Source organism: Clostridium sp. MD294, assembly GCF_000364165.2.
Classification (GTDB): Bacteria; Bacillota; Clostridia; order Lachnospirales; family Anaerotignaceae; genus Coprocola.
This window is the reverse complement of record NZ_CP097810.1, coordinates 926,683-939,252: the sequence shown is the minus strand read 5'-3', so window position 1 is coordinate 939,252 and position 12,570 is coordinate 926,683. Positions and strand designations below refer to the sequence as shown.

The following is a 12,570-nucleotide window of genomic DNA, read 5'->3' as shown; positions in this document are numbered from 1 at the left end:
TTTTAAATTTTTATATAAAAAAAGTAACTCCATATGCTAACCATATTTCATTACTTTTTATACATTTAAAAATATTTTTCACTTATCCATTTTATACACTCTATTAACAAAAACGCACACAAATATACAACACAATAAAATAGTATTCTTGTAATGTGTATTGTACCATCTTTTAGTTCTAAAAGCACAGCTATCAACAATCCTGTATACAGAGCAGTTAAAAACCTCTTTTTCGTTGTCATTTTTCTACACCTTTTTCCACTTCAAACTATTTAAGTCATGTTCTTTTACTATTTTTACAAGCCTTTGTCCAAAATCTGCACTTAGTATATCTTTAGCATCTAATATTTCAATACCAAATTCTTTTGCTCTTAAATATGTAGCTGTTTTTTCTTGTTTATCTCTTCCAAAGGCTACCAATATTCCCTTTGAAAACCAACCGCCTATCCTTTTTTTCTCAATCATCAATTCATTTACTGCTGCTGTATCTGCACTCCTTAATTTACAAGAAATAAACACTGGCATAGACTGGTCTGAAAGTACTACATCAATTTCATTTCCTGCCATTCTAGAAGCATCATAGGCATTCCAATCAATCAACGCTCCTAGCCATACATCGTCAAATGCACAAGATCGCTTTGCATGAATATATACAAAAAGTTCCAACCAAATACCATAATTAATAACATATTGTTTATCCATTACAGAATTAAAATAAAAACTGACATTCTCTTTTGTTATTTTTAAATCTTTTATAAAGCCAAATTTTTGAAAAGCATATAATATTTTTTTATCAGGTGTTACTTTTTTACCATTTTTTTGTGTTGCTTCTATTTTACTTTTGACATACATTTCATGGCTAGAAAATCTTGACGCTACAATTTGTATAAAATTACTTGTCGTTTTCCAATGATTAATATCATGAAACAATACATCACACATATTTAATATATCATTATATCGTTTTTCCAAAGGCTCTTTATGAGAGTATCCCATAAGACAAGCTCCCCTTGCATCCATAAAATGTTTTAATTTTATTTTTGGTACATTTACCACAGGTTTATTTTCTGCTAAGTCTAATATAATACCTTTTACCAAATCTGTATAATAAAGGGGAACCCCTTTTCCTGCCCCTGCTTTAAAGCCAGCAATAAGCATAAGCTCACTGCCTCCTGTAAATTCCATAGCACATTCTTCATTTTCTTCTAATACTGTTTTTGTTTTACTATAAATCTCTACCATATCCAAAATATCAAGAGAAATATGTTCCATCACAATATTAGGTATAGTATGTTTAAAACATTTTTTTAGACTATGAAACCATGTCATATCTTGTATACTATCATCATAAAAAAATATTATTTTTTCTGGTTTTAATGCCAAAGGGGCAGAAATATTTTTTAAAACATCTTTATCATAATACTTTACCAATGTTTTCATATAACACTTCCTATTCTTCTGTTACGATTTCCTCCTCAAATTTTACTTCTTCTTTTGGTTGTTTATTTTCATTTCTTTTTCCAAATATAGCACCAAAATTTAATTTAGATGCTATACCTGGTGCCATATCAATCAATTTATTTACGGCATCTTGATTTTTAATATTAATCATTTGCACATTTCCATTTTGTATTACTAATACAGCACTTGGTGTAATTTTTGCTCCCATACCTCCTGCAGAATCCTCTTTTGGTCCTTCTTTTGTTCCCATTCCTACACCAACAGACACCTCTATCAAAGGCAGCAATGTCAAATCTCCCATTGTAATAGCATCTCCTACAATCGTTTTTGTAGAAACAATATCTTCTACTTTATCAAACAACATATTCAAAGAAGTATCAAATCCCTTACCCATTTTTTTCACCTATATCCTTTCCATATTACCATAATTGTTTTATAAACTGGTTTTACAAATAGTAAACGCAATACTGCATACAGTAAATATCCTAATACTATTTTTCCTTTTATATCTAAAAAAACATCTTTTACTATTTTTTGTGTAAAATCTCCTGTAATTTGTACTCCCTTTCCAAACTTCATTTTTGCTACTCCAGCTATACCCAATAAATAACCTGTCAATGCTGGGTCACCTGTTCCTACTGTTGCCTTTAAGCAGCAATGTTTGGGTAAAACGCCTTTTAACATTCTTTTCAAAAATATCTTTACTGCTTGTAACAGTTCTTTTTTATTTTCCATATGAATAAAATAATTTTTATCTATTTTATTCTTTTTATTTTCTTTTTCTTTATATTTTGTTTTATTGTTTTTATTTCGTTTTTTTTGTTTTATTTCTTTTTTACTATCAGATACTTTTTTCCTACTATGTTTTTGTTTTGTTTGCTCTTTTTTTATTTCTTCTTTTTGATTTTGTTGCTGTTGTTTCGCATCTGTTTCTAATTTCACATTTTTATATACTTCGTTTTCATTTTGTTGCTGTTGTTCTTCTTGCTTACTTCTTGCAGAAATCACAACATCTTCTTGTGTATACTCTATTGTTTTTTTATTCTTTTTTTGTCTTTTATCAGCACCATAAACACAATGCCCAAATAAACGCAAAGAAAACTGCAACTCGTTTTTATCATATACTCCATAAGCGTGTATTGCTCCTAATATCCATTTTATATCAAATCGTCCATTAATATATTGTTCATAACTTCCTATTGCTTGATAACAAATAGGAGAAAACAATATCAATGCCATCACTATTAATACTAGCAATACAACAAATAAAATAATACAAATAACTATTTTTAATATGTTCCATAGTATAACAAGTATTCCCATATTATACTCCTGTCTTTTTTATTCCAATTTTTAATAAAACACTACAACTAATACAAACAAATAAAATAATACAAAAAAAAATGACTACAATACGTACAGATGTATCTACAAAAAAAGGTTCTGGTACTATGTTAATCAATCTATCTGTTTTAGGGTTTAATATCCAAAGATTATTAGAAAAAAATATTTTATGAAATATTACAAAATATTTTGTAAAATTGGTTGCTATAATTATCGCCAATGCTGTCGTAAAAACCATAAAAGAAATCAAACCATTCCTTAAATATTTTAATAAAAATTCTAATTTATTTTGAAATAGTAAAAAAGCTGCTGTAATTACACAAACAATTATGCCTATTCTTCTTAGCCATTGTCCTGCACTAAATAAAGTTCTAACATCTTCCATATGTGCAATTTCTTTTTCATTAAAAAATTCTTTTTCTTTTCCATCAATTACTGCTTTTACATTCAGATTGTCCCTTTTTCCTTTTAAATAAGACATCATTTCTTCTGTTACAAAAAGCAACTCTTTTTCTTCCATATTTACATTTTTTATAACATCATATTTACGATATTCTTTTTGAAAATATCCCATATCTCCATATACTGCTATATCTACAGAAGAAATCAATATTACTGCAAGCAATGACATTACACAAAAAAAGCCTGCCAAAATATGTATTACTTTCATAAAATCCATTCCTCCGCTTTTTGCAGATTACTACCTTTTTTCGCTGCCTGTTGTATAATATAACAAAACAAATCTATTGCCTCTGCTTTGCCATATGCTACACCAATTACTATAAAATCTTTATTTTTGTATCGCTTTTTACAAATTTCTTTACTAGACATAATTTCTATATGATTTCCTTTTTTATTATAAAATAGACAAATACAATATAAATGAAAAACAGTAATATCTCGACTAAGACTATAAACAATAGTATCTAAATCCTGAACACTGCCGCCTACAAACAAATGCTCAATATATTTCATTGTTGTACTCCTTTCTTTTACTATATTATAACAGATAATACAAAAATGGAAATGATTTTTTTTGTTACTACATAGAAATACAAAACTACTAACATAAAAGAGTGTAGCGTGTCGATAATTCGACACGCTTAAATATTCAAAAAACAACATTTTAAAATACTTTATCCTAATGCCTTCTCTAATTCTTCTAACTCTCCTACAGGATACATTCCTAATAATTCTTTATATTGTTGTGTACTCAATCCTTCTGTTGTAACATAAAGTCTTATTTTTCCCTCTAAATCTGCCTTTTGAAATTCTGCTTTTATATTTGCAAATTGTATTTCATTCATATACTGTTTACTCCCTTCTTTTATTTCATTTTTATGTTCTGCCTTATGAAATACCTCTGACAATCCCATAAGCAGCAAAAATGCTCCAAAAAATTTCCTTAACAATGTTGCGTCCATTCTTACCGCTAAAAAAGCCCCTATTGCTGCTCCTATTAGTCCTGTCAAAACAATAGATTTTACTGCCTTTACTTCAATATTTTTATTTTTTATATGTGTAATCAATGCAATAATTGCTGTTGGAACAAAATAAATTAAATTAATTCCTTGTGCCTGTTGTTGGTTCATATCCTGCAAAAAAAGTAATGCTGGTATTAATATTGTGCCTCCACCAATGCCCATACCACTAATTATACCTGACAATATGCCTACTAATACAACTCCTATCATATTATCATTTTCACAGCTGCAACTATCATAAATAAACCAAATATTCTATGCAGCCATACTCCTGACACTTTATTGAGTAATTTTGCTCCTATAAATCCTCCTACAACACCGCCCAATGATGCCCACAATGCAACACTCCACAACACATCTGTCTTCCATACATAAAATGCTATAGAAAGCAATGACAAAGGCAATATAATTGCAATCGCAGTAGCGTGTGCTTTATGTTCTTCTACATTCAAAAATCGTTCCATACATGGTACAACAATCGTTCCTCCCCCTGAACCAAATAAGCCATTGGCAAAACCTGTTACAATGCCAATTAATATTGCTTTACTTTTTTTGATACCCATTACAAAAACTCCTTTTGATTTAATGCTAATAGTATTACCTACAATTTCTTTATTTATCCAAATTTTCATTACTAAAATTAATATTCTATAAATTATAAATAAATTGGCTTATATGACAATACCTTATCCGCAATTTCTTCTGCTGACATATCGCTATAATATATATAATCTGAAACATATGGGTCAACTACCCCTTTTTCTAATAATTCCAGTAATCTATCACTTTGTTTTACTTTTCCTAGATTATTCAAAATTTTAATCCTTTCAACCATATCAATAATTTCTAATTTTGATAATAACATCACAATTTATATTTATCCTTTCTTTAATTGCAAATTATTTTTCATTTCACTTTTTTTATTTTTGGAGCTGTTAAGCAAAAACTCATATCTATCAGTATTTTCAACTTTTCATCACTTACACTATCATCTAATGCCACAGAAATCCAATTTGCTTTATTCATATGATATGCTGCATAAATTCCTTTTTCTGCTCTAAAAGAATTTATCATAGCAGTTTCACATTTTACATTCATAATATCTATTGTACCACATTCCATTATTCCTAATTTTTCTTTTAAAATAGTCATAATCAATGCAAACCATTTTTTATTGCTATTATGGCGAAACACAATATTATCTGGATATTTTGTCCATGGAAATTCTGCATCTACACTATAATTTTCTGTAATATATTTTATCAATTCTTGTTTATTCATTAAAGTTTTCTCCTTTATATTTTTTTAATTTATTAAACCTAAATTTCCAATTTTTTTATTTTGATATTATATGCACCTCATATCCAATACTTAAAAAATTAAACTCTTTACTATCATATAAAACTAAACCAATATTTAAAAAACCAGATATTGACCAAAATAAATCAATATTTTTTACTTTAAAAATAAAATTTCTGCTTTTTGTTTTTACCATTATATAGCCATTTATAATATTTAACCAACTTAAATCATCTATTATATTTAAACTTGTTCCTCCTACTACTCTTTTACATTTTATATTTAAAAATAATATAAAATTTATTGTTATTAAAAATATCATTGCAATCTTTATTCTTTTTTCTATTTTTATCCTTAACAAAAAAAGGACTTTTTTATAAGTCCTTTTCATTTTATTATTTATTATCCTAATAGCATTTTATCATTTGTCATACCTGTACCACTTGCTTTTTCAAACATTTTTAGCAAATCAGCCACTTTCAAATTTTTCTTTTCTTCTGTTTGCAAATTAATAAGTACTCTACCTTTGTGAAGCATCATCAATCGATTTCCTAATCTAATAGCATCTTGCATGTTATGTGTTATCATTAGTGCTGTTAATTTATCTTCTGTAATAATTTGATTTGTCAATTCCAACACTTTTTTAGCTGTTTTAGGGTCTAATGCTGCTGTATGCTCATCTAGCAAAAGCAATTCTGGTTTTGTCATAGTTGCCATAAGCAACGTAAGTGCTTGTCTTTGTCCTCCAGATAGTAAACCTGTTTTTGCTGTCATACGATTTTCTAATCCCAAATCTAATATTTCAAGTCTTTCTCTAAACAAACTTCTTTCTGCTTTTGTAATGCCCTTTCTTAAGCCTCTACTTTTTCCTCTACGCAATGCCATAGCCATATTTTCTTCTATTGTCATATCGGAAGCTGTTCCCATTCTCGTATCTTGAAAAACACGTCCAATATGAATAGCTCTTTTATATTCAGGCAATTTTGTAACATCATTACCATTAATAACAATACTACCTGTATCTACTTTAAATATACCTGCAATAGCATTTAACATAGTAGATTTTCCTGCACCATTTCCTCCTATTACTGTCATAAAATCAGAAGGTTCTAAATGAAATGTAATTTCTTTAATCGCTCGCTTTTCATTTACTGTACCAGGAGAAAATGTTTTTTTGATACCATTTACTTTTAACATTATTATCCCTCCTTTACTTCTGTTTTATGATTTCGTCTATTTGTAAAATCTCTATACCATTCTTTTACTGCAGGCAATGACAAACAAATTACTAATACAATAGATGAGAACAATTTTAAATCTGTTGGCTGCAATTTATTTGCCAATACAAAAGCAATAATAATACGATATAATATAGAACCTACTACTACAGAAGTTAAACACCATGCCATACCTCTTCTGCCTAGTAAAACCTCTCCTATAATTACAGAAGCCAATCCAATAACAATCGTACCAACTCCCATACCTACATCAGCATAACCATTATATTGTGCAATTAATCCTCCTGACAAAGATATTAAACCATTACTAATCATCAATCCTAATATAATCATAATATCTGTATTTACACCTAATGCACTTATCATACGTGGATTATCACCTGTTGCTCTCAGTGCAAATCCAAATTCTGTTGAAAACATTAGCCATAATAAAAATATTACCACTACTACAGATACAATACCTACTAACATAACTGCATTTGCTGTAGAAAATGTATTTGTTTCTGTACTAAAAAATTCAACAACTGATGTTATTATTGTTGTTTGTTTTAGCAAAGGCAAATTTGCTTTTCCTCCCATTACTCTCAAGTTAATAGAATATAAACCTGTCATAACTAATATACCTGCAAGAAGTCCAGGTATTTTTAATTTTGTATGTAATATTCCTGTTATAAGTCCTGCAATCAATCCTACAATAAAAGAAAACATTGTTGCAGTAAAAGGATTTCCTCCATTTACAATACATTGTGCTGCTATAGCTGCTCCTAATGGAAAACTTCCTTCTGTTGTTAAATCTGCAAAGTCTAATACACGATATGTAATATATACTCCAATCGCTAATATAGACCACAATAATCCTTGCGAAACAGCACTTAAAAAAGATGCCATTGAAATTAAAGTCATACTTTCACCCATTCCATACTATATTTATAAATTATAGAAAGAGAGTGCTTCTCAGCACTCTCTTATACTGTCAATCAAACTATCTCTGAGTAACTTTCTCAAAAGAAAAATATTTCATTTATAATTTTGAAAAGGTTCTTAAATTATCAATTTATTCTGTAACATCTCCATCTTTAATAACAATTGCTGCACTATCAACAATTTCTTGTGGTATTGTTACGCCAATTTTTTCTGCTGTATCTAAATTGATACATACTTCTGTAGAGTCTGGAAATTCAACAGGCATTTTTGAAACATCTTCCCCTTCTAATACACGAACTGCCATTTTACCTGTCTGCTGTCCAAGTTTATAGTAGTCAATCCCTACTGTTGCTAATCCGCCACCTTTTACCATACCATTTTCACCACATATTACAGGTATTTTTTCTACATCTGTAATAGAAGCTACTAAAGGCATTGCAGAAGCGAATGTGTTATCTGTCGGAATATATAAAGCATCTACATCTCCTACAATAGATTGTACTACCTGCTGAATATCATTTACATTTGTTACTGTACCTTCTTGATAAGTAAGGCCTAATTCTTCACAGGCTTCTATTGCTGACCTTGCTTGTATCTCAGAATTCGCTTCACTAGAGTTATACATAATACCTACTTTCTTTATATCAGGCAATATTTGTTTTAAAAGTGCAAGTTGTTCTTTTACAGGTGTTTTATCACTTGTACCAGAAAGATTTACATTAGGTTCTTCATTAGAAGCAACAAGTCCTGCTTCAGGATAATCTGTAATTGCTGTTGCTAAAATAGGAATTTCCTGTGTTTCTGCTGCAACAGACTGTGCTGCTGGTGTCGCAATAGCAAGTATCAAGTCCTCTTTATCATTTACAAATTTTTGGCTCATTGTTTTCAAATTGGATTGGTCGCCTTGTGCATTTTGTACATCAATCACAATCTTTTCACCATCTACATAACCGCTTTCTGCCAAAGCATCTATAAAACCATTTCTTGCATTATCCAAAGCGTCATGTTCCATTAACTGTAATATACCAATTTTAATTTGTTCTCCTTCTGTTGATTGCTGTTGTTGTTCATCTTGTGGTTCTGTTGGTTGACTGTTGCTGCAAGCTGTTGCTGTTAAAATCATAGCGGTTGCTACAGTAAAAGAACAAATTGTTCTAAAAATTCCCTTCTTCATGATTTTCCTCCCTCAAACACTTTTTAATTATTTCTGTATTTAATGATGTTATCATTTTATTACTCCTTTATTTTAAAGTCAAACTTTAATTTAACAATTTAAAGCGTAACGCTTTAAAGTAAGTTTATATTTTGAACAAAAACATAACATTGTATTGTATATTTTACATAAAAAATTATGCTTATAATCATGCACGTTTTAAAATTATATTCAGTTTTACTATAATTTTATATTTCTATTACTTGTATTATTGTACAAATTAGGAAAGAATTATATATTTTTGCTATTGATATTTATTCTATAACATTTAAAACAAATACAATACATTAAATACATTTACTCTTTTCATTATTTTATACATTATAACACAAAAAGTATTGTAATATATGTTCACTTTTATTGGAAAAAATTGTTTTTCTAAAAATTTACTTTACGAAAAACAGAAAAAGGGATAAAATAAAAAATAAAGGAGGGATATGTCATGGCAGAACGTTTTTTTGTCATAAAAGGGGATATTGTACGAGTAAAAACACAAGCAATTGTAAATGCAGCGAATACATCTCTTTTAGGTGGTGGTGGTGTAGATGGTGCTATTCATAGAGCAGCTGGTAAGGAGTTACTTTTGGAATGTGAAACATTAGGTGGTTGTCCTACAGGTGAGGCAAAAATTACTTCTGGTTATAAATTACGTGCAGAATATGTAATACATACACCTGGCCCTATTTGGCGTGGTGGCAACAAAGGAGAAGCTGAACTTTTAGCAAATTGTTACCGCAATAGCTTAAAATTGGCTCAAGAATATGATATTACTTCAATTTCTTTTCCATCTATCAGCACTGGCGTTTATCGTTATCCTGTGGAACAAGCAGCTGAAATTGCTGTAAAAGAAATTATGACATTTTTAGAAAATAACAATGACATTGAAAAAGTACAAATGGTTTGTTTCGACGAAATTACATTTCGTACTTATGAAAAGGCACTTAAAAGTTATAAAAAATAACAATACAGTAAGGCTGTCAAATAACTTGATAGCCTTACTTTTGTTACGCCTCCTATAGCAACATTATAGTAATTTTACTTTAAGAGTAACGCCCCTGTTTATTCATTGACAACAAAAATGTCACAATTTTATCTAAATCTTTATTTCCTTCTACATTTAAACAAATCTGTTCCAATCCTTTTTCTCCCGCTACAGAAATCAGCACTTCTTGCAATGTTGTATTATTTCTTAAATCTTGGCTATATTGTCCCTTTTTTGTTTGTATTGTTACTGGATTTTCAAAGTCATTAATACTATCAAAAAATAATTCTAAATCTTGAATATTATATATTGTTACCATAATTTTTCTCCCCTTATTATTGTATTACTTTTCTTTTTCTGTTATTATTATACTGCCAATAATTGATATATTCTTTTATAATACTGTCAAAAAATAATATAATACTGCCAAAGGAGTTTTTTTATGAAAGCGATAGACCATTGTAATGTCATTACAGACCAAAACCAAAAACAGATTTATTCTCATATAGAACCTCTTTTTCCTTGCACTGTTTATACTACTGATTTTCAATATTATATACGTCCTGAAATCCCTTGGCACTGGCATAAAGATTTAGAACTTATACTTGTAACAGAGGGAAATCTTTTTGTAGACTTAGGCGAAACTACACTTACATTACAAAAAGGGCAGCTTCTTTTTATAAATACCAATGTACTACATTTTATGAAAAAGGCTTCCGAACAAAATTGTACTGCAATCACTATTGTATTTGATGCAGAATTAGTAAGTGGAAACAATAAAAGTATATATATGGAGCGTTATATTTCTCCTTTGCTTTGTTGTCACAATTTACATTACATTGTATTTTGTGCCGAAACAGATTGGCAGAAAAACTGTATTGAACATTTTAAAAAGGCTTGTTCGCTTTTTACAGAAGAACCTTCTGCCTTTTTATTTACTATAAGAGAACAACTTTCTTATATTTGCTATGAAATTATTCAAAACTGTCAATCTGCCTTTTATACTCCAAGTTCTTATAATACTATAGAATATCAACGTACAAAGCAATTATTAGAATACATTCATACACAATACAATCAACCTATTTCACTTGAAGCACTTTCTTCTTCTGTAAATATTAGTCAAAGAGAATGTTTCCGCTGTTTTGAAAAAATATTACATACAACACCTATGACATACATTACTAAATATCGCATTTCTATTGCTTCATCTCTTTTACAAAATACAACACTTTCTATTACAGAAATTGCTCTTTCTACAGGATTTAATAGTTCCAGTTATTTTAGCAAAGTATTTCGTGAATATATGGGTGTCACTCCCTTACAATATCGTAAAAGTCTATCTTTAAAAAATGCTGTTTAAAAATAATTCATACAAAAAGAGAGTGGAATATTCCACTCTCTTTATATATTTTTTGTATTATTCAGGGTCTATCAAGCCATAAGAACCATTTTTTCTTTTATATACTACATTGATATTTTCTGTTTCTGCATCTCTAAATACAAAGAAACTATGGCCGATTAATTCCATCTCCATAACAGCCTCTTCTGCGTCCATAGGTTTTACTTCAAAATGTTTAATTCTTTCAATTTTATACAATGGTTCTTCATCTAAATCTTCCTCTGCAATATGAAGTGACTCATATTCTACACGATAGGCTTCTGCACTTTGACGAACTTTTGTTCTTAAACGTTTTTTATAACGAACTACTTGATTTTCCAAAATGTCAATAGCTTCATCTACTGCTGCCATCATATCAGCATCTCTTACTTCTGCACGGATCATTCTTTTGTGATAAGGGATTGTTACTTCAATATTAGTGCCCAATTTCTCACTACTTAATGTCACTGTGGCTACGGTTTCTTCTGGGAAAAATTTATCAATTCTTGATAATTTTGCACTTACCTTTTCTTTTGTCTTTTCCCCTACTTCTATATTTTTTCCTATAAAATTATAACGCATAAAAACAACTCCCTTCTATATGACCCGAAAAGTATCGGTTATTTTTCATTATTCCTTTTATGTTATATATTCTATATAAAAATCAAAAATCCTTCTTTTTTTTATTTCTTTTTTGTTATTTCATCAAATCATACTAAAAAAAGAAATAATATATTCTACACTTACAGGTGTCATATAATTTGCATCAACACCTACATCATACCTACGGATTTTATTTTCTAAATTTTTATAATTATAATATTCATTATTATGCTGATGTCCATGAAGTGAAATGCTTTCTCTAAACATACCATTCCATTCCAATATTGGATAATGAAATAGCACTAACTTTACATTAGAATAAACAATTTCTGTATAATATTGTATAGAAGCAAATAATGATTTATCAAATTCAGAACTATCTACAAAGTCATCATGATTGCCTCGTATCAAATGTTTTTTGCCTTTCAGCTGACACAATATATCTGTAGCTAATTTTGCACCCTTCATTGTAAAATCACCCAATATATATACTTCATCATAATGTTTTATTTTTTCATTCCATTTTTTTACTAAATCATTATTCATTTCTTCTACAGTATAATAATTTCTATTTGCATACCGAATAATATTTTCATGGTAAAAATGCAAATCTGATGTAAAATACAACAACGATATTTCCC

19 protein-coding genes are annotated in these 12,570 nt (G+C 29.0%); 2 read left to right on the top strand and 17 right to left on the bottom strand.

Annotated elements, in window-relative coordinates:
- Positions 1-65: 65 nt before the first annotated feature.
- The 14 genes from C820_RS04580 to C820_RS04515 form a co-directional block, all read right to left on the bottom strand.
- Positions 66-242, bottom strand: coding sequence for a hypothetical protein (locus C820_RS04580; RefSeq protein ID WP_004037864.1), 177 nt, complete (start codon positions 240-242; stop codon positions 66-68).
- A gap of 4 nt (positions 243-246) precedes the next feature.
- The gene (locus C820_RS04575) at positions 247-1,440 is read right to left on the bottom strand and encodes a PDDEXK family nuclease (RefSeq protein WP_004037866.1); all 1,194 of its coding nucleotides are present in this window, start codon (positions 1,438-1,440) and stop codon (positions 247-249) included.
- A 10-nt stretch (positions 1,441-1,450) separates the two neighbouring features.
- The gene (locus C820_RS04570; protein ID WP_004037868.1) at positions 1,451-1,855 is read right to left on the bottom strand and encodes a GerW family sporulation protein; all 405 of its coding nucleotides are present in this window, start codon (positions 1,853-1,855) and stop codon (positions 1,451-1,453) included.
- Between the two features lie 5 nt (positions 1,856-1,860).
- A complete protein-coding gene (locus tag C820_RS04565; RefSeq protein ID WP_004037869.1) occupies positions 1,861-2,784 on the bottom strand; it encodes a hypothetical protein in 924 nt (307 codons plus the stop codon).
- 1 nt (position 2,785) lies between these two features.
- Positions 2,786-3,475, bottom strand: a complete 690-nt coding sequence (locus C820_RS04560; RefSeq protein WP_004037871.1) for a TIGR01906 family membrane protein — start codon at positions 3,473-3,475, stop codon at positions 2,786-2,788.
- The gene (locus C820_RS04555) at positions 3,472-3,780 is read right to left on the bottom strand and encodes a hypothetical protein (RefSeq protein WP_004037875.1); all 309 of its coding nucleotides are present in this window, start codon (positions 3,778-3,780) and stop codon (positions 3,472-3,474) included. The genes C820_RS04560 and C820_RS04555 overlap by 4 nt, the downstream gene beginning before the upstream one ends.
- A 161-nt stretch (positions 3,781-3,941) precedes the next feature.
- Positions 3,942-4,499: a sulfite exporter TauE/SafE family protein gene (locus C820_RS14565; protein WP_004037877.1), complete on the bottom strand. Its 558-nt coding sequence runs from the start codon at positions 4,497-4,499 to the stop codon at positions 3,942-3,944.
- Positions 4,496-4,921: a sulfite exporter TauE/SafE family protein gene (locus tag C820_RS04545; protein ID WP_242824504.1), complete on the bottom strand. Its 426-nt coding sequence runs from the start codon at positions 4,919-4,921 to the stop codon at positions 4,496-4,498. The genes C820_RS14565 and C820_RS04545 overlap by 4 nt, the downstream gene beginning before the upstream one ends.
- 23 nt (positions 4,922-4,944) lie before the next feature.
- Entirely contained in the window at positions 4,945-5,154 is a 210-nt protein-coding gene (locus C820_RS04540) for a hypothetical protein (protein WP_035296973.1), read from the bottom strand.
- A 41-nt stretch (positions 5,155-5,195) separates the two neighbouring features.
- Complete coding sequence (locus C820_RS04535) at positions 5,196-5,570, bottom strand: MmcQ/YjbR family DNA-binding protein (protein WP_004037886.1); 375 nt, start codon at positions 5,568-5,570, stop codon at positions 5,196-5,198.
- A 55-nt stretch (positions 5,571-5,625) separates the two neighbouring features.
- Positions 5,626-5,910, bottom strand: a complete 285-nt coding sequence (locus C820_RS04530) for a hypothetical protein (protein ID WP_156801459.1) — start codon at positions 5,908-5,910, stop codon at positions 5,626-5,628.
- Positions 5,911-5,990: 80 nt separating this feature from the next.
- Positions 5,991-6,785, bottom strand: coding sequence for an ABC transporter ATP-binding protein (locus C820_RS04525; RefSeq protein ID WP_004037891.1), 795 nt, complete (start codon positions 6,783-6,785; stop codon positions 5,991-5,993).
- Positions 6,786-6,787: 2 nt separating this feature from the next.
- Positions 6,788-7,729 carry an ABC transporter permease gene (locus C820_RS04520; protein ID WP_004037893.1) on the bottom strand — a complete coding sequence of 314 codons (942 nt, stop codon included), beginning with the start codon at positions 7,727-7,729 and terminating at the stop codon, positions 6,788-6,790.
- 151 nt (positions 7,730-7,880) lie between these two features.
- Positions 7,881-8,924 carry an ABC transporter substrate-binding protein gene (locus C820_RS04515; protein ID WP_004037895.1) on the bottom strand — a complete coding sequence of 348 codons (1,044 nt, stop codon included), beginning with the start codon at positions 8,922-8,924 and terminating at the stop codon, positions 7,881-7,883.
- Positions 8,925-9,405: 481 nt separating this feature from the next.
- Here C820_RS04515 and C820_RS04510 point away from each other — a divergent pair, with 481 nt between their 5' ends.
- Positions 9,406-9,924, top strand: a complete 519-nt coding sequence (locus C820_RS04510; RefSeq protein WP_004037897.1) for an O-acetyl-ADP-ribose deacetylase — start codon at positions 9,406-9,408, stop codon at positions 9,922-9,924.
- A 79-nt stretch (positions 9,925-10,003) separates the two neighbouring features.
- Here C820_RS04510 and C820_RS04505 read toward each other — a convergent pair whose 3' ends face one another.
- Entirely contained in the window at positions 10,004-10,264 is a 261-nt protein-coding gene (locus tag C820_RS04505; protein WP_004037900.1) for a hypothetical protein, read from the bottom strand.
- Between the two features lie 123 nt (positions 10,265-10,387).
- On the opposite strand from C820_RS04505, the gene C820_RS04500 reads away from it, so the two are divergent.
- Positions 10,388-11,308 (top strand): AraC family transcriptional regulator, encoded by a 921-nt coding sequence (locus C820_RS04500; protein ID WP_004037902.1) that lies wholly within the window; start codon positions 10,388-10,390, stop codon positions 11,306-11,308.
- A 57-nt stretch (positions 11,309-11,365) separates the two neighbouring features.
- On the opposite strand, the gene hpf is transcribed toward C820_RS04500, so the two are convergent.
- Together hpf and C820_RS04490 are read right to left on the bottom strand one after the other, a co-directional pair.
- On the bottom strand, positions 11,366-11,908 hold the full coding sequence (gene hpf, locus C820_RS04495; protein WP_004037903.1) for a ribosome hibernation-promoting factor, HPF/YfiA family: 543 nt from the start codon (positions 11,906-11,908) through the stop codon (positions 11,366-11,368).
- 123 nt (positions 11,909-12,031) lie between these two features.
- Positions 12,032-12,559, bottom strand: a complete 528-nt coding sequence (locus tag C820_RS04490) for a metallophosphoesterase (RefSeq protein ID WP_004037904.1) — start codon at positions 12,557-12,559, stop codon at positions 12,032-12,034.
- Between the last annotated feature and the right edge of the window lie 11 nt (positions 12,560-12,570).